17 protein-coding genes are annotated in these 15,789 nt (G+C 59.0%); 12 read left to right on the forward strand and 5 right to left on the reverse strand.

Features of this window, described 5'->3' with window-relative positions; genetic code table 11:
* The first annotated feature begins 146 nt into the window (after window positions 1-146).
* The 5 genes from OIU37_RS00090 (at window position 147) to OIU37_RS00110 (ending at window position 2,758) form a co-directional block, all read left to right on the forward strand.
* Complete coding sequence (locus OIU37_RS00090) at window positions 147-545, forward strand: DUF1236 domain-containing protein (RefSeq protein ID WP_171602204.1); 399 nt, start codon at window positions 147-149, stop codon at window positions 543-545.
* Between the two features lie 115 nt (window positions 546-660).
* Complete coding sequence (locus OIU37_RS00095) at window positions 661-1,533, forward strand: DUF1236 domain-containing protein (RefSeq protein ID WP_264254958.1); 873 nt, start codon at window positions 661-663, stop codon at window positions 1,531-1,533.
* Window positions 1,534-1,587: 54 nt separating this feature from the next.
* Window positions 1,588-1,755 carry a hypothetical protein gene (locus OIU37_RS00100; protein ID WP_264254959.1) on the forward strand — a complete coding sequence of 56 codons (168 nt, stop codon included), beginning with the start codon at window positions 1,588-1,590 and terminating at the stop codon, window positions 1,753-1,755.
* The gene (locus OIU37_RS00105) at window positions 1,752-2,333 is read left to right on the forward strand and encodes a BA14K family protein (RefSeq protein ID WP_264254960.1); all 582 of its coding nucleotides are present in this window, start codon (window positions 1,752-1,754) and stop codon (window positions 2,331-2,333) included. The genes OIU37_RS00100 and OIU37_RS00105 overlap by 4 nt, the downstream gene beginning before the upstream one ends.
* 110 nt (window positions 2,334-2,443) lie before the next feature.
* Complete coding sequence (locus OIU37_RS00110) at window positions 2,444-2,758, forward strand: hypothetical protein (RefSeq protein WP_168310130.1); 315 nt, start codon at window positions 2,444-2,446, stop codon at window positions 2,756-2,758.
* 134 nt (window positions 2,759-2,892) lie between these two features.
* Here OIU37_RS00110 and OIU37_RS00115 read toward each other — a convergent pair whose 3' ends face one another.
* Window positions 2,893-3,786, reverse strand: a complete 894-nt coding sequence (locus OIU37_RS00115) for a LysR family transcriptional regulator (RefSeq protein WP_180695398.1) — start codon at window positions 3,784-3,786, stop codon at window positions 2,893-2,895.
* Window positions 3,787-3,905: 119 nt separating this feature from the next.
* Here OIU37_RS00115 and OIU37_RS00120 point away from each other — a divergent pair, with 119 nt between their 5' ends.
* Window positions 3,906-4,907, forward strand: a complete 1,002-nt coding sequence (locus OIU37_RS00120) for a L,D-transpeptidase (protein ID WP_264254963.1) — start codon at window positions 3,906-3,908, stop codon at window positions 4,905-4,907.
* A gap of 81 nt (window positions 4,908-4,988) precedes the next feature.
* Here OIU37_RS00120 and OIU37_RS00125 read toward each other — a convergent pair whose 3' ends face one another.
* Together OIU37_RS00125 and OIU37_RS00130 are read right to left on the reverse strand one after the other, a co-directional pair.
* Window positions 4,989-5,219 carry a hypothetical protein gene (locus OIU37_RS00125; RefSeq protein WP_264254964.1) on the reverse strand — a complete coding sequence of 77 codons (231 nt, stop codon included), beginning with the start codon at window positions 5,217-5,219 and terminating at the stop codon, window positions 4,989-4,991.
* Window positions 5,216-6,571, reverse strand: coding sequence for a S8 family serine peptidase (locus OIU37_RS00130; RefSeq protein ID WP_180695395.1), 1,356 nt, complete (start codon window positions 6,569-6,571; stop codon window positions 5,216-5,218). The genes OIU37_RS00125 and OIU37_RS00130 overlap by 4 nt, the downstream gene beginning before the upstream one ends.
* Window positions 6,572-7,252: 681 nt before the next feature.
* On the opposite strand from OIU37_RS00130, the gene OIU37_RS00135 reads away from it, so the two are divergent.
* On the forward strand, window positions 7,253-9,034 hold the full coding sequence (locus OIU37_RS00135; RefSeq protein WP_168310135.1) for a heme peroxidase family protein: 1,782 nt from the start codon (window positions 7,253-7,255) through the stop codon (window positions 9,032-9,034).
* 110 nt (window positions 9,035-9,144) lie between these two features.
* On the opposite strand, the gene OIU37_RS00140 is transcribed toward OIU37_RS00135, so the two are convergent.
* Window positions 9,145-9,936 carry a phenylalanine 4-monooxygenase gene (locus OIU37_RS00140; protein ID WP_264254965.1) on the reverse strand — a complete coding sequence of 264 codons (792 nt, stop codon included), beginning with the start codon at window positions 9,934-9,936 and terminating at the stop codon, window positions 9,145-9,147.
* A 123-nt stretch (window positions 9,937-10,059) separates the two neighbouring features.
* On the opposite strand from OIU37_RS00140, the gene OIU37_RS00145 reads away from it, so the two are divergent.
* Window positions 10,060-10,521: an Lrp/AsnC family transcriptional regulator gene (locus OIU37_RS00145; RefSeq protein ID WP_168310137.1), complete on the forward strand. Its 462-nt coding sequence runs from the start codon at window positions 10,060-10,062 to the stop codon at window positions 10,519-10,521.
* 45 nt (window positions 10,522-10,566) lie between these two features.
* Here OIU37_RS00145 and OIU37_RS00150 read toward each other — a convergent pair whose 3' ends face one another.
* On the reverse strand, window positions 10,567-11,046 hold the full coding sequence (locus OIU37_RS00150; RefSeq protein WP_168257898.1) for an Lrp/AsnC family transcriptional regulator: 480 nt from the start codon (window positions 11,044-11,046) through the stop codon (window positions 10,567-10,569).
* A 129-nt stretch (window positions 11,047-11,175) separates the two neighbouring features.
* On the opposite strand from OIU37_RS00150, the gene hppD reads away from it, so the two are divergent.
* From hppD to maiA, 4 genes are read left to right on the forward strand one after another with little or no spacing between them, the layout of a single operon-like run.
* Window positions 11,176-12,285, forward strand: coding sequence for a 4-hydroxyphenylpyruvate dioxygenase (gene hppD, locus OIU37_RS00155; RefSeq protein WP_264254966.1), 1,110 nt, complete (start codon window positions 11,176-11,178; stop codon window positions 12,283-12,285).
* 28 nt (window positions 12,286-12,313) lie between these two features.
* Window positions 12,314-13,675 (forward strand): homogentisate 1,2-dioxygenase, encoded by a 1,362-nt coding sequence (gene hmgA, locus OIU37_RS00160; RefSeq protein ID WP_264254967.1) that lies wholly within the window; start codon window positions 12,314-12,316, stop codon window positions 13,673-13,675.
* A gap of 40 nt (window positions 13,676-13,715) precedes the next feature.
* Window positions 13,716-14,741: a fumarylacetoacetate hydrolase family protein gene (locus OIU37_RS00165; RefSeq protein WP_264254968.1), complete on the forward strand. Its 1,026-nt coding sequence runs from the start codon at window positions 13,716-13,718 to the stop codon at window positions 14,739-14,741.
* The gene (gene maiA, locus OIU37_RS00170; RefSeq protein WP_264254969.1) at window positions 14,738-15,370 is read left to right on the forward strand and encodes a maleylacetoacetate isomerase; all 633 of its coding nucleotides are present in this window, start codon (window positions 14,738-14,740) and stop codon (window positions 15,368-15,370) included. Before OIU37_RS00165 ends, maiA begins: the two co-directional genes overlap by 4 nt.
* The last annotated feature ends 419 nt before the right edge of the window (window positions 15,371-15,789 follow it).

Genomic DNA, 15,789 nt, shown 5'->3' on the forward strand with positions numbered 1-15,789 from the left:
AGCGCCGGCGACCAATATTGAAATGGGTTTTAGGACCAAAGGCCGGGGCCGATCGGACTGAGGTCCGGGGCGTGGAACGACCCTGCCTCCAGCTAGTTGGTTTCGCAGCGGTCACGAAGGCCGCCTCGAAACAGAAGGAGGAGAAAATGCTCTCCAAGCTTATCGTCGGTGCGGCCACTGCCGCGACCCTGATATCGGGCGTCGCATTCGCCCAATCTTCGACCGTCAATGGTGCGGCCGGTGGCGCGGTCACCGGCGCGATCGTCGGCGGTCCCGTTGGTGCTGCTGTCGGCGGCGTTGCCGGTGCAGTCGTTGGCACGGCAATCGATCCGCCGCCGCAAAAGGTCATCACCTATGTCCGCGAGGCTCCGGCACCGTCGGCGCGCGTGGTCGTGAAGGAGAAGATTGTCGTCGGCCAGCCCCTGCCGGAGACGGTCGTCGTGACGCCTATTCCGGATGACCCGACCTATGCCTACGCAGTGGTCAATGATGAACGCATCATCGTTGAACCGTCATCCCGCAAGGTGATTCAGGTTATCAAGTGACCTGATCTTTGCGGTCTCGGCCGCGTCTTGCCTCCTAATATCACGTCAGAACCTGAGAACCGCCGCACGACGGACGATTGCGTCGTCGTGCGGCCAAAAAAGCAGAGAGATTGTTATGAAGACCAAGACACTCGTCATGCTGATGACAGCACTTTCGATTGGCGTTTCGCCGGTCGGCATCATGTCCGCTACGGCGCAGGATGCACCGATTCTTCCCAAGAAGGGTGCCGCTCAAAACGACCAATCCAGCGGTGGCGCAACACAGCAGCCGGATGCGGGCGGTGCCTCCTCGGGCGGCGCGGGAGCATCGAGCGAGCAGGCGACGCAGCCTTCCGGCTCCGACGGAAGCTCGTCGGGTGCGTCGGGCGGAACCTCCACTGATGGATCTTCCGATCAAACGACAACCCAGCCCGGTGCTAAGACGCAGTCCGGAAGCTCGACCGAATCTGGCTCCGGTGCCGCAGGTACGGACGCTTCTGGCGGAAGCCAGAACGGTTCGAAGTCTTCCACGTCGAGCAAGTCCTCGACGGAAAGCCAGAAACCTGCCGGCAGCCAGGACACTGGCACGTCGACCGGCTCCGGTGAAACCCAGAAGTCCGGCGACGTCAAGTCTTCCAGCGGCTCGACTGAGACCCAGTCGAACAGCAAGACGAAGGTCGAGACCAACAACACATCCGCCGACAGCAACACTCAGAACACCACGAAGACTGAGACGAACAACACGACCAACGTGAATATCTCCGTCGAGCAGCAGACCGAAATCCGTAGCGTTGTGAAGGAGGTTCATGTCGAGCCGGTGCGGGAGGTGGACTTCACTGTTTCGGTCGGCACCACCATCCCGAAGAAAATCAGGCTCGAGCCACTGCCGCCGCGGATCGTTGAGATTGTACCGCAGTACAAAGCCTACCGTTTCTTCCTCCTCGCGGATGGCCGGATCGTCATCGTCGATCCTTCTGCATTCACGATCGTCTACATCATTTCGGCATAACGGGCGGTGCCCGGCGGCGACCTCCGCCGCCGGAGCGCCAGCGAGGAGAGGAACATGATCTATTCCGAAGAGAAATCCGGCGGCCTGGCCGTGCCGCTGATCGCCATCCTGCTGGCAATCGCCGGCATTCTCGCCGTGCTTGTCGTTACCGGCGGCCGACATAACAGCGCTGCCGGCCGCGTCTGGGTTCCACAGGCTCAACTGCAGGGGTCCGGACAATGAAAGCTATCGCATCCGTCGCTTTTGGAATCTTAAGCTCGGTCGGGGCCTGCATGGCTGCTGCATCTGTCGCCTCCCACGTCGTGGCGGATTCCGAGCCCCACGCCTTCAATGACCTCGCAGTGCCCGATCTCTGGACGACGACGCCAGTGAAAGTCGATCCTCGGCAGCAGCGCTATGAACGAATTCCGCCTCTCTATTCCAGCTATGTCACCGAGGCATCGGCCATCGTCACCGCAAGGGCGAGGCCGGATTCCGCTCGCGTGCCGACCGAACTTCAAACACGGCAGCCAAAACTTGCCGCCGAGCATCTTGCCTGGTGTACGGACCGTTACCGCTCTTTCGATCCCGCGACCAACAGCTATCGATCCTATAGCGGCGGGACCCGCGAGTGCATTTCGCCGTTCCAGCGGATTGTCGCCGGGGCCGATGGCGGCGTCGGCATGAAAGTGAATGCACAGGCGGCAGCCCGCTGCGCCGCTCGCTACAGGTCGTATCGGCCGCAAGACAATACATATCAACCGTGGGAAGGACCGCGGCGTAGCTGCGACATGTCGGATCTCGTAGCGGCGAGTAACTGATGTGGTCGCACGGTGCGGACCCGATTGCACCACTTGGTCAGTCGGACTAAAGTCCGTGTTGCAAACGCTACGGTTGTGATACCTGGTTGCACGAGGGTTGGAGATCGGGGATGGCGACGACGCTGATAACGGAAATCCAGCAGGCACAGACAAGGCTTCCGCTCTTGAGCCGGGCGGACCGGGGAGCCCTTATCGTTCGCATCCTCCGCGAGCTGAAGACGCATCGGCGGGAGGTTCTCGGACATGTGCCGGCCGAGCGCTGCGTTTGGATCGACAAGCTGATCGCGTCCGTGTCCTCGACGATATCCGAAATCGCCAACATGCAGGACGCCGAGTTCAATCGTGTCTTGAACGAGTTCGAAAAGCTTATGGCGACGCTCGATGACATTTCGCATGCCGAGAAGCGGTCGAAGACAATTCACTGAGAGGGTCACCAGCGGGCGGCCAAAATAGGGCCTCACCGGAAACGGCCCCTGCGCGTCAGCGTTTTCCATCCATGATTCGTTCAATCGAATAGGCAGCCATTCAAAAGGCGCCGTAGAAAAGACGATGACTATCGTCAGGCTCGATGGCGCAAGGCGTCCACGAGCGCCACGAAAGCCGGAGAGGACTGCCTTCTGCTCGGATAGTAGAGATGGTAGCCATCCCAGTGTGGCGAAAAGGCTTCCAGCACGCGTCTCAGGCGACCCTCCGCGATATGAGGAAGAGCGATGTCTTCCGGGACGTATGCCAGGCCAAGGCCTTCCAGCGCCGCTTCCACACTCTGATAGGCGTTGTTGAAGGCAAGCTGTCCCTCCACCCTGATCCTGATCTCTTTCCCATTGTCTTCGAACTCCCATGCCCAGAAGCCGCCATATGTGGGCAGGCGCTCGTTGATGCAGTTGTGGCGGACGAGGTCCTGCGGATGCTCCGGAACCCCCTTGCCGTCGAAATATGAGGGCGCGCCGACGACGGCAAACGGGAAATCAGGCCCGATGCGTGTCGATATCATGTCTTTCGCCACCTGCTCTCCCATGCGGACGCCGCCGTCGAAGCGCTCGGTCACGATATCCGACAGCCCGTTCTCGCGCATCAACTCCACCTTGATATCAGGGTTGTTGGGCAGGAAACGCTGGAGCTTCGGCCAGATGATCCAGTTGATCGCGTGGTCGGATGCGGTGATGCGGATGTTCCCGGCCGGCTTCTCCCTGAACTCGGTGAGAATGTCGAGTTGAGCCTCGATTTCGTCGAAATGAGGTCCGACGCCTCGAAACAACCGCTCTCCAGCGTCGGTGAGCGAAACTGCCCGCGTGGTACGGGTCAGAAGCCGGATTCCGAGCCGCGTCTCGAGTTGGCGGACAACGTGGCTGAGCGCCGATTGAGACACGCCCAGCTTCGCAGCCGCCCGCGTAAAGTTCTTCTCTCGGGCGACCGCCAGAAAGGCCATCAGGTCATTGACGCTGTCGCGCGGCATTCACGAGCTCCTTCGGATCGAATGGCGGTTTTACTGAATTTGCAGAGACTGGACATTGAAATCATCGTGAACGCCTGCCTCGCTCGGTTCGCACTGGAACAAGTTGCGGCGCCGGCCATTTGTCGTCCATGAAAACAGCCCTGCCGATGTCGCTGCTCGCTCTGGCCTTCTCCGTTGGCGGTGCCGCCGCGCGGGAGCTCCGACCTGAAGAAATCAATACCGCATTGATTGCGTCCATTGGGACTGAGAAGCCGGCGCCGGGAGATCCAGACCCGGCGATGGTCCGCCTTCAAGTCCTGCTCGACCGTGCAGGCTCATCTCCCGGCGTGATCGATGGTCTCTCCGGCGAAAACGTCGATAAGGCCGTGGCCGGCTTCGAGGCGATGAACAATCTGCCTGTCGATGGGAGACTGGATCCAGACGTCGCCTCCCGCCTGGAAGGCAATGCCCCCATCGTTGAGAGCTATGTCGTCTCGGCAGAGGATGCCGCGGGTCTCGTTGACAAGATCCCCGACGACTATGGCGAGAAGGCAAAGATGCAGAGCTTGGGGTATACGAGCGTTGCCGAGAAGTTATCCGAGCGATTCCACATGGGTATCGATCTCGTGCATGCGCTCAACCCGGCTTCGCAGTTCGCTCCTGGCGATACCGTGTGGGTCGTGGACCCCGGTCCTCCCAAGGACGGAAAGGTCAAGAGGATCGAGGCCGACAAGAAGACGGGGCAGGTGCTCGCCTATGCGGCGGACGGATCGCTGCTTGCCGTCTATCCCGCAACGATCGGAAGCGAAGACAATCCGGCGCCGTCGGGCAAGCATAAGGTCAAGGGCGTCGCGAGGATGCCGGTCTACCGGTATGACCCGAAGCGCAATTTCAAGCAGGGAAAGAACGACAAGGTCCTGACGATCCCGAAAGGACCGAACGGCCCGGTCGGCACGGTCTGGATCGACCTGACCGAGCCGACCTACGGAATCCATGGGACACCCGAGCCGAAGCTCATCGACAAGGTGGGATCGCATGGCTGCGTGCGGCTGACGAACTGGGACGCCGAAGAGCTGGCTGGCATGGTCAAGACGGGAGTCATGGTGGACTTCGTCAATCGAAGTTCGGCCACGCCGAAGTGAGGGGAGTATATTGAAAATCCCACTCTCTCAGCTTGTCACTGAGACCTCCGGCTCGGCGCCTGCGCCGTGCCGCCCGCATGATCAGTTCGCTTGGGTCTTGTATCCGACATCTTTCCGAACTGAAGCGACGCCCTTTACCGCGCGAAGCGCGTCGAGCGCGTCAGGATTGACACTACCGTTGACAATCATGAAGCGCTCGTGGCTTTGCACCTGTTCGAGGCCTTGCGATTTCAGGTCGCCGACGACCTCTCCCAGGCTGCGGGTCTCGTTTTTGTCGATCCGAATGGTGACTTCAATCTTGTCGATCGTCATACCTCGCCGCTTCCTCTTGCTTGGAGCAGGCCTTTGCCAACATCCCTAGCAGGGGAAGATAGAGGCTTTGTAAGCTGAATCAAGCGCGCCCATAGCGCCCATCCGCGAAACTTCGGATCAGACTGAGCAATAAGAGCTGCAACGCCAGCAACATGTGGGGTCGCCATACTGGTGCCATTCCACCGGTCATACTTGTCATCAGGCAAGCTCGAAAATATGTCGACGCCAGGAGCGGCAATATCCACTTCCTGACCAGGATTCAAACCGCCGCATGAGAAAGACGCCGGCGCGAAGGAGCGATCCACGGCACCAACTCCCAGGATCGTGGACGCGTTCGCCGGAGAACCAACTGGCTCAATCTGTTGAGGACGAGAACTTTCGTTCCCGGCAGCGGCAATAACTAAAGTTCCCGCGTCTAAACAGACTTGCCCAATTTGCTCGTAGTCGTCACTCGGTGCATCTCCAACTTGCGTTGCAGCGCCTAGCGACATCGAAATAACATGGCAACCTTCATCCAGCGCCCATTCCATGCCGGCAATGATGGACCGGTCGGTGCCGAAGCCGTCGTCGCCCAGCACCTTTCCAGCGTAGATTTCCGCCTCATAGGCGATGCCGTAGCGTGGGCCGCTGGTCGGTCGTAATGGACCGCATGCCGTACCGATGCAATGCGTTCCGTGACCGTGAACGTCGCCTTCGGAACTACGTGTTGCAAAGAGCTTCTTGGTGACTGAACGGCCGACAAAATCCTGATGAGTTTCGTCAAATCCGGTATCCAGTACTGCTACCTTGATGCCGGCCCCGCTCAGTTCACCTTCGATAGCCCTGGCAGCCTGAAGTCCCCAGGTGTTGCTGGTCTCGTCAAAGGCGGCCTGGGCGACAAGTCCCTCTGCCCCCTTTTTGCCCAATAAGCGATCGACCAGTTCGTTCACGGCGTCACGATAGCCGAGCAGGTAGTCACGGTCCAAAGGGGTTGCAACGCCGCCCACCGTTCCCTGTGCGAGGTCTAGGCGCTTCGTCAGCGGGCCGCCGAGGGCACGATAGGATCGCTCCGGCCGAGCCGCGCTGATGACCTTCTGTTGCATGGCATTTTGCAGCATGGGCTTCAGTTTCTCTCCGTCCCGTCGCACAATCGCGATTCCGAAACGTTCGAAGTATTGAACATCAGCGCCATCGAAATCATTTGGCACCGCCGCGGCGCTTCGAAAATCTTTGGACGACGCGACACGGAAACCGCCTTTTTCGAGTTGCTGTACACCCTCGCTCCTTGCTTTGGGTGTAAATCGCACCACCATGCCAAGACCCGATGTGCCGTCGCTCGGTGCGTTGACCCTGCCTCGCGTTGATTTCGCCATGATACCAACTCCCCCCATTTTTCACGGTTTCAAAGCAATACAAAAGCCGCAAGCTGGACGCGGCACCCGTTAATCGAGCTGAACCTCGCGTTCGGGACAGCGGCGGGCCTAAAGGCAGATCGATGCGGATTGATGTTTTTTCCGCTGACTTGCCGCGAGAACAGAAAGCTTCGCCAACCGAAAATTGGAGCGTTCGGCAAAGAAGCGTAGTAAATTGTACCTTGTAGGTCGATTTCGGGATGTACTTCCCCTAGCCGAAATCTCGGCGGCAAATATACATCTTATTGTTGAGTTAGCAAATGAAAATTCTAGCGGTCGTTCGCCCGCGTTTCATTGCTTTTCAGGTAGCCTATACTTCTGCATCTCTTCACCATTGGATTTCCTCGTTATTTTTGTGCCCGAGGGAGGCTCTGTCCGATTATCGATACTGCAGTGCAATAACGGACTTGCCGCGAAAAGCGCCAGCGATGCCCGCTGTGGCACCGCTTTGCGACGAGGCGCCAACAGCGGGGCAGGGGGTATGATGCGCACAAAACGAGTGCGCTGAATCCGCACAGATATCGACTGGGTTTACGGGTAATTTACCAACTTTAAGATGAATAATAGCCCAATATGATTAGTTGACTTCGCGTTCTAGCTGTATGAATTATCCCGCGGGCTGGAAAACGGAGGGTGTTGCCAATGGCAATCGTTTTTCAATCGCACGGGGGTGCAGAGAAAGAGCGTGCAGTTCCAGGCCCGAGCGTTCGGGCCGGGCGGCCAGCGACGGGTGACGTCGCGGTCGATGAAGAAGCTGACTTCGGTTATTTCGTACCGCCATTAGATGCGCCAGAGAATTACCTTCCCAATACGGCGGAGACGCTTGGGGAGCTCGATGAGCTCGGCGACATGATGATCGATGTTGTCGCGACGCCGACGAGCGAGGATCCGACGGAAGATTCCACGCTCCCGCCTGTGTTCACATATTGGGGACAATTCCTGGATCACGAGCTGACGGCCCGAACTGATCGCGAAGGGGCAATCTCGAGCATGGTCAACGCTCACCCGCCTGTCGCCTCGTCGACAGTGGAGAGCCAGTTCAGGAATGCTCGCTCGCCCCGTTTCGATCTGGATAGTGTCTACGGCGGATCTGCTGTCGGCGAGGGGATCGATGCGGATGTTGTCAAAGTGATCTCCGGCCTTCGTCACCCCACGCTGAAAGACAAAATGCGTGTCGGGACAGCCGTCGACCCGGGGCCGCTTCCAGACAACCTCGACGAACATCGTGACCTTCCTCGCTATGGCCAGGTCCAGTCTTCTGTCCGGGAGGCGGCTTTACGTCTGGCTCAGGCCGCGATGACTCCCGAGGCGTTTCAGAAATTCTCCGATAGCTTGCCTCAACGCGCGATAATCGGGGATAATCGCAACGACGAAAATCTCGTCGTCGCGCAGTTCCATCTGAGCTTTCTCCGGTTTCACAACAAGGCCGTCGACTATCTTGCATCGCATGACACGGGCTGGATCGCCGATTTCAGCTCAGCGCAGGCTCTGACAAGACTTCATTACCAATGGTTGATTGTCGAAGGATATCTCAAGGGCGTTTGCGATCCGGTTGTGGTGGACCGTGTCGTCAAGGATCGGGCATCTCACTTCTTCAAGTTCAGAGCCGAGTTCGATGCCCGGAGGCAGAATACCCGGCTCGGCAATGCTCTGCCGTTGGAGTTCTCTACAGCGGCTTATCGGTTCGGTCATTCCATGGTCAGAGCCTTCTATGATTACAACAAGAACTTTGGGCGGCCGGGCACAGGTTTTCTACCGCGCGCCACCTTGCAGTTGCTTTTCGAATTCACCGGCGGCGGCGGCAGGCTGGATGACGACAAGAAGCTGCCCAAGAACTGGATAATCGACTGGACGCGCTTTACCGGAGCCGATCCCCATGATGCGGGCGATGGAGAGCCGGCCCGTCTTGCCAGGAGGATCGATACGGAGCTTGCTCCGCCATTGCATACGCTGTTCAAGGAGGGTGAAGACCAGACCAACCAACAGCTTAAGGCGTTGTTCAAGAACCTGGCAAGGCGGAACCTTCGTCGGGGCTACAATCTCAGGCTCCCGACGGGTCAGGCTTTGCACAAGCATCTCAACCAGATTGGCGCGGTGCAGTCCTCGCCGATCCAAGACGTCTCGGCATTGTTCGCCGCGAAGCCCGATCTGAAGAACTTCCTCGCCGGCACCGCATCGCGTTTCCACGAGCGTACGCCGCTCTGGTTCTACATTCTGGCCGAAGCCGAGGCTGCAGGCGGAAATCGATTGGGCGAAGTCGGGAGCTGTCTCGTGGCGTCGACCTTCGTGGGCGTGCTGCTTGCGGATCCAGACTCTGCTCTTTCGCGTGGGTTCACGCCCAATCAGAGCCCTCTCAAGATGCCGGACAACTCACCGATCGACTCGATCGCCAAGTGGATGCGGTTTGCGGCGGTCATGCAGTAGTGCTCGTAGGACTGTTGCCTCGCCGCACCGCGGCGAGGCGATATTGATAAGCGTTGACGTTCCGTGATTAGGCAAGGCTCGATTGCCGCCGGCGCCATATCATCCGCGATTCACGAAGCTTTTGCTTCGAAAGCGGGGGCGAAATCACCCAGTGATTTTGCCTTCAGGATCGTGCCCTCGATATCCTGCTCCACGATCGCTTCAAGATCGGCGAAGCTGTCGATGACATAGTAGATCGGCTGGAGGATATCGATCCGGTAGGGCGTTCTCAGCACGCTCAGCAGATCGAACGGCCGGAATTCGCACGCCTTGCCTTCCATTGCCGCCTTCGCTTCGCTGGGCGATGAGACGATGCCCGCGCCGAAGCAGCGGCGTCCCTGCGGCGTATTGATCAGGCCGAATTCGACAGTGAACCAGAAGATCCGGAACAGGTGCCATGAATAGCCCTTGCCGAGGCGGACGGCCGTTTCGCCGAAATGCCGGACGAAATTGGCATAGCTCTGGTTGGTGAGCATGGGGCAATGGCCGAAAACCTCGTGGAACAGGTCCGGTTCCTCGATATACTCGATATGCTCGCGACGGCGCAGGAAGGTTGCGAGCGGGAATTTGCCTTGCGACAGAAGCTCATAAAAGCGCGAGGGCGGAATGAGGGCCGGCACGCCTTCGACGCCGAAGCCGGTGGTCTCGTTCAGGCGTCTGTTGACGTCGAGAAGCTGAGGGACCTTATCGGGCTTCAGCCCCAGCATTTTGACGCCGTCCAGATATTCGCGGCAGGCCGTATCGGCGAGCAGCTTCATCTGACGCCGGTAGAGTTCACCCCATATCGCATCTTCATCCGGAGTGTAGTCATATAGGCCATCCGGGCCCGGCAGTTTGGCGGTGTAGTTGCTTTCCTTGGTCATAGGCTGATCCTCCCAGGCACGGCGCTATTCCTGCCATTATGATCCGGATTCGGAGGATTTTCTTTTCTTTCGTGCTGGCTATCGCCATACTCTTGGCAAATCTTCCCCAATATGATGCGGAAAATGAAAGAACCTGGGAATTTTCGCCGCAAGCTTCTGCAACTCGTCCAGGCCGACGGCAGCCTTTCGCTGGCAGACCTGGCGGAAAAGGCCGGCATGTCGCAGAGTTCGGCCTGGCGGAAGATCCAGGAGCTGGAAGCCGACGGCGTCATCCGCAAGCGGGTGACACTGCTCGATCCTGGAAAACTCGATCTCAAGCTCTGTGTCATCGCGCATGTGACGCTGGAGGATCACCACGAAGAGGCGGTCGCGTCGTTCGCTGCGGTGGTGCTGGAGCGGCCTGAGATCATGGAGTGTTACGCCCTGTCGGGCGCCTTCGACTACATGCTGAAGATCAGGGCGAGGGACGTGGAAAGCTACGAAGCCTTCATGACCCGCTATCTCATGCGCAATCCGCATGTGCGCACCGTCGTCTCCAGCTTCGTACTGCGTGAGCTGAAATTCTCGACCGAACTGCCGCTCTGACTGCGCAGAGCGATGCCGTCGACATCATGGTGTGCTGCCGCCATGTCAGTGCCCCGGCATGAGCACCGGAAAACCTTCGAATGTCTTCAGCGTGTCGAGCACGATCGACGTCTTCACGTGCTGCACCGACTCGTGGGGCAACAGAACGTCGTTGACGAATTTCGAGAGGTCGGCGAGCCCGCGGGTCGCCACCGTCAGGTGATAGTCCATTTCACCGGTCAGGGCATAGGCTTCGAGAACTTCCGGCAGTCCGTTGATCAGTTGCGAAAATCGGCGGGCATTGTCTCTGTTGTGGGTCGCCAGCGTCACGGAAATGACCACCAGCATATCCAGGCCCAGCTTCTGCCGATCGAGGTAAGCGCGGTAGCTGCGGATATATCCCTCAGCCTCCAGCCTCGTGCGCCGGCGCGAACATTGCGACGGTGAAAGCGCGATCCGCTCCCCCAGCTCGTTGTTCGTCAGCCTGCCGTCCTTTTGCAGTTCCTGGAGCAGGCGCAAATCCAATTTGTCGAGCGGTTCATTCATTGCATGAAATCTCCAATACACTCACGGATCGTGCATAATTTCTTCCTAGAGCATGAAGAATGCAAGAACTTTGCACGTGTTTTGGGCCACACTTTGCATAGAAATGCAATCTCCTCTGGAGGAAAGAAAATGGGTCCCTTCCCACATGACGCGCCGCCCTCGGAAATCACCGCCGACAATCCGGCTGGCACCGACGGCTTCGAATTCGTCGAGTTCGCCCATCCTGAGCCCGATACGCTACGCGAGCTCTTCACACGCATGGGCTATGTCGCAGTCGCCAAACACAAGACGAAAGACATCACCGTCTGGCGACAGGGTGACATCAACTACGTCCTGAACGCCGAACCCGGCAGCCATGCCGCGCGTTTCGTCGCAAATCATGGTCCCTGCGCCCCGTCGATGGCCTGGCGCGTCGTCGACGCCAGGCACGCTTTCGACCACGCGGTGTCGAAAGGCGCCGTTCCCTATGAAGGGGACGACAAGGCACTCGACGTCCCGGCGATTGTCGGCATCGGCGGATCGCTGCTCTATTTCGTCGAGATCTATGGTGCAAAGGGATCGGCCTACGAAGCCGAGTTCGACTGGCTTGGCGAGCGCGACCCGCAGCCCCAGGGGATCGGCTTCTATTATCTCGACCATCTGACGCACAACGTCTTTCGCGGCAACATGGACAAATGGTGGGATTTTTACCGCAACCTGTTCAATTTCAAGCAGATCCACTTCTTCGATATCGATGGGCGCATCACCGGTCTGGTGAGCCGCGCCATCACCTCGCCCTGCGGCAAGATCCGCATACCGCTGAATGAATCGAAGGACGACACCAGCCAGATCGAGGAATATCTGAAGAAGTACAAGGGCGAGGGCATCCAGCATATCGCCGTTGGAACAGAAGACATCTACGACGCCACCGACAGGCTTGCCGACAACGGTCTGCGCTTCATGCCGGGTCCGCCAGAGACCTATTACGATATGTCCTATGAGCGCGTGAACGGTCACAGCGAACCGATCGAACGCATGAAGAAGCACGGCATCCTCATCGACGGCGAAGGTGTGGTGAATGGCGGCATGACGAAAATCCTGCTGCAGATCTTCTCCAAGACCGTCATAGGCCCGATCTTCTTCGAATTCATCCAGCGCAAGGGTGACGAAGGCTTCGGCGAAGGCAACTTCCGTGCTCTGTTCGAGTCGATCGAGGCCGATCAGATCAAGCGTGGTGTCATCGGGACTGCAGCGGAGTAAACTCTAGAGTTTTCGGGGAGGAGTGAGCATGGACCAGACATCGATCCAGACGTCCAACGGTGAAGCCGCGACGACAAACAAACTGAAATATATGCCGGGATTCGGCAATGACTTCGAAACCGAGTCGCTGCCCGGCGCCTTGCCGCAGGGCCAGAACAGCCCGCAGAAATGCAATTACGGTCTCTATGCGGAGCAGCTTTCCGGCTCGCCGTTCACAGCACCCCGCGGGACGAACGAAAGGTCCTGGCTTTATCGCATTCGCCCGAGTGTGCGCCACACCCGCCGCTTCTCCAACGCTTCCTATCCGCTCTGGAGAACCGCGCCTTGCCTCGACGAACATTCGCTTCCTCTCGGCCAGCTTCGCTGGGATCCCATCCCCGCACCCTCGGAGAGACTGACGTTTCTCGAAGGGGTGCGGACCATCACGACGGCAGGCGATGCCACCACTCAGGTCGGCATGTCGGCCCATGCCTACCTTTTCAATGAAGACATGGTCGACGACTACTTCTTCAACGCCGACGGCGAACTGCTGTTCGTGCCGCAGCTCGGCGCCATCAGAGTGTTCACCGAAATGGGCATCATGGATGTCGAGCCCCTGGAAATATGCCTCATCCCGCGCGGCATGATGTTCAAGATATTGAGGGGCGGCGAGCAGACGGTGTGGCGTGGCTATATATGCGAGAACTACGGCGCGAAATTCACGCTGCCAGACCGCGGGCCGATCGGCGCCAACTGCCTGGCAAACCCGCGCGACTTCAAGACACCTGTCGCCGCTTTCGAGGACAAGGAAACGCCGTGCCGCGTGCATGTGAAGTGGTGCGGAAAATTCTATGTCACGGACATCGGCCACTCGCCGCTCGATGTGGTGGCCTGGCACGGCAATTACGCGCCTTACAAATACGATTTGCGGACGTTTTCTCCGGTCGGCGCCATCAGCTTCGACCATCCCGATCCGTCGATTTTTTCGGTGCTGACCGCACCCACCGAAGATGCCGGTACCGCCAATGTCGACTTCGTGATCTTTCCGCCGCGCTGGCTGGTCGCCGAGCACACCTTCCGTCCGCCCTGGTACCACCGCAACATCATGAGCGAATTCATGGGTCTGATCCACGGCCAGTACGACGCCAAGGAGGAGGGCTTCGTGCCGGGCGGCATGAGCCTGCACAACATGATGCTTCCCCACGGGCCGGACGCGGTCGCCTTCGAAAAGGCATCCAACACCGAGCTCAAGCCGGTGAAGCTCGATCACACCATGGCCTTCATGTTCGAGACCCGGTACCCGCAGCAACTGACGAAATACGCAGCCGAGCTCGAAACGCTGCAGGATGATTACCTCGAATGCTGGGACGGCCTGGGACGCAAGTTCGACGGGACCCCCGGTATCAAGTGATGCATCAGGTGAAGCCATCCTCCGGCACGGAATTTCGGACATGAAACTTGCGACGTTAAAAGACTCCACGCGGGACGGCCGGCTCGTCGTCGTTTCCCGCGACCTGACCCGCTGTTCGGAGGTCGGTCACATCGCTCGGACCCTGCAGGCAGCACTCGATGACTGGGCGCATGTGGCTCCGAGGCTCGCGCTCATTGCCGAAGGCGTCGAGACCGGAGCCCAGCCGACGATCCGGTTTCACGAACATGACGCAACGTCACCTTTGCCGCGAGCCTACCAATGGGCCGACGGCTCCGCCTACGTCAACCATGTCGAACTGGTGCGCAAGGCGCGCGGTGCCGAGATGCCGGCAAGCTTCTGGACCGATCCGCTGATCTATCAAGGCGGGTCAGACGCGTTCCTCGCGCCGCGCGATCCCATCCTGGCGGCTGACGAGGCCTATGGCATCGACATGGAGGGCGAGGTCGCCGTCATAACCGGCGACGTTGCAATGGGGTCCAGCCCGGAGGCCGCCCGCAGCGCCATCCGTCTGCTGATGCTCGTCAACGACGTGTCGCTGCGCGGTCTGATCCCGGACGAACTGGCGAAGGGATTTGGTTTCTTTCAGTCGAAGCCAGCATCGGCTTTTTCTCCAGTCGCGGTGACGCCGGATGAACTCGGAGATGCCTGGGATGGCGGCAAGCTGCATCTGCCGCTACTGGTGAGCTTGAACGGCAAGCCATTCGGCAAGGCGAATGCCGGCATCGACATGACCTTTGATTTCGGCCAGCTGATCGCCCATGCCGCCAAAACCCGCAATCTCGCGGCCGGAACGATCATCGGCTCCGGCACCGTTTCCAACAAGCTCGACGGCGGCCCGGGAAAACCGGTGGAAGAGGGGGGAAACGGCTACTCCTGCATCGCCGAAATCAGGATGATCGAGGCCATCGAGACTGGATCGCCGAAGACGCCGTTCATGAAGTTCGGCGATCAGGTTCGCATCGAGATGAAGGATAAGGCCGGCCATTCGATCTTCGGGGCGATGGAGCAGACAGTCGAAAAATACAGCGGGGCCCGGCCGCAATGAACGAGGTCGTTCTCTACGACTACTGGCGATCATCGGCGAGCTATCGCGTCCGCATCGCGCTCAATCTCTTGGGCATCGACTACAAAACCGTGCCCATCAACCTGTTGGACGGCGCACACAAGACTTCGGAATATCTGGCCCTCAACCCGCAGGGGCTGGTGCCGACATTGGTGATCGACGGGAAAACACTGACGCAGTCGCTGGCGATCGCCGAATACCTCGCCGAGACACGGCCGGAATGTGGATTGCTGCCACCTGACATTGTCGATCGCCAGAAAGTGCGCGCCCTCGCATATGCGGTCGCCATGGACATTCATCCGATCTGCAACATGCATGTCGTGTCGCATCTGATGACCATGACCGAGAAGGCCGATGCTCGCGAGGAATGGATGAAACATTTCATCACCGACGGACTGCGCAAACTGGAAGCCATGATCGGCAAAGCCGATGGCGCGTTCAGCTTCGGAGATAGGCCGACGATGGCGGACCTTTGTCTCGTTCCCCAGGTCTACAATGCCCGCCGCTGGGGCGTTGATATGACCGCTTTCAAGCGCATTGTCGACATCGACGGCAGATGCGCCGAGCTGCCGGCTTTCCAAGCGGCGCATCCTGACCGCGTGAAACCGTAACGGCAGAGCGAACCCGCGACGAAATCCGAAGAAGCGTTCCCTTCTTTTCTGCAGCTCCAGCATCAATTGCCGGCACCGCGTCGGATCGCGTGGACCGCGATCTCGCGATCGCGGCGAGAACCGGGGTTTACCTTGTATCATCACTTCTGATTGTGTCGCTTGCCAGAAGATTTCCCCTTGTGCATTGATCAGATGCTGCTGGGGTAGGTCTGAAATGTTCTCGTCAGATCGGTCCGCTGCTCGATCGCGTCGACTGGTGTTATGGCTATGAGGATGAAGCCAGAATGGACATGAAATGGCACAAATGCGATGCCAACTCCCGTAGGTATAGGGATTACGTATACCTGATCGAGGGCAAGCAGCCGCAAGGTTCGGCAGTTTGCCTGAAGGACAGGCGAGCGGTCAGTGACTGCCCGCAA

It is taken from the genome of Rhizobium sp. BT-226 (assembly GCF_025847085.2).
Taxonomy (GTDB): domain Bacteria; phylum Pseudomonadota; class Alphaproteobacteria; order Rhizobiales; family Rhizobiaceae; genus Rhizobium; species Rhizobium sophorae.

Excerpts from the sequence above, each read along its gene's own strand:
- OIU37_RS00165 (WP_264254968.1), top strand. The coding sequence starts at position 13,716 with ATGAAACTTGCGACGTTAAAAGACTCCACGCGGGACGGCCGGCTCGTC.
- OIU37_RS00095 (WP_264254958.1), top strand. The coding sequence starts at position 661 with ATGAAGACCAAGACACTCGTCATGCTGATGACAGCACTTTCGATTGGC.
- OIU37_RS00110 (WP_168310130.1), top strand. The coding sequence starts at position 2,444 with ATGGCGACGACGCTGATAACGGAAATCCAGCAGGCACAGACAAGGCTT.
- maiA (WP_264254969.1), top strand. The coding sequence starts at position 14,738 with ATGAACGAGGTCGTTCTCTACGACTACTGGCGATCATCGGCGAGCTAT.
- hmgA (WP_264254967.1), top strand. The coding sequence starts at position 12,314 with ATGGACCAGACATCGATCCAGACGTCCAACGGTGAAGCCGCGACGACA.
- OIU37_RS00100 (WP_264254959.1), top strand. The coding sequence starts at position 1,588 with ATGATCTATTCCGAAGAGAAATCCGGCGGCCTGGCCGTGCCGCTGATC.
- OIU37_RS00135 (WP_168310135.1), top strand. The coding sequence starts at position 7,253 with ATGGCAATCGTTTTTCAATCGCACGGGGGTGCAGAGAAAGAGCGTGCA.
- OIU37_RS00140 (WP_264254965.1), bottom strand. The coding sequence starts at position 9,936 with ATGACCAAGGAAAGCAACTACACCGCCAAACTGCCGGGCCCGGATGGC.
- OIU37_RS00130 (WP_180695395.1), bottom strand. The coding sequence starts at position 6,571 with ATGGCGAAATCAACGCGAGGCAGGGTCAACGCACCGAGCGACGGCACA.
- OIU37_RS00105 (WP_264254960.1), top strand. The coding sequence starts at position 1,752 with ATGAAAGCTATCGCATCCGTCGCTTTTGGAATCTTAAGCTCGGTCGGG.
- OIU37_RS00115 (WP_180695398.1), bottom strand. The coding sequence starts at position 3,786 with ATGCCGCGCGACAGCGTCAATGACCTGATGGCCTTTCTGGCGGTCGCC.
- OIU37_RS00125 (WP_264254964.1), bottom strand. The coding sequence starts at position 5,219 with ATGACGATCGACAAGATTGAAGTCACCATTCGGATCGACAAAAACGAG.
- OIU37_RS00090 (WP_171602204.1), top strand. The coding sequence starts at position 147 with ATGCTCTCCAAGCTTATCGTCGGTGCGGCCACTGCCGCGACCCTGATA.
- hppD (WP_264254966.1), top strand. The coding sequence starts at position 11,176 with ATGGGTCCCTTCCCACATGACGCGCCGCCCTCGGAAATCACCGCCGAC.
- OIU37_RS00145 (WP_168310137.1), top strand. The coding sequence starts at position 10,060 with ATGAAAGAACCTGGGAATTTTCGCCGCAAGCTTCTGCAACTCGTCCAG.
- OIU37_RS00150 (WP_168257898.1), bottom strand. The coding sequence starts at position 11,046 with ATGAATGAACCGCTCGACAAATTGGATTTGCGCCTGCTCCAGGAACTG.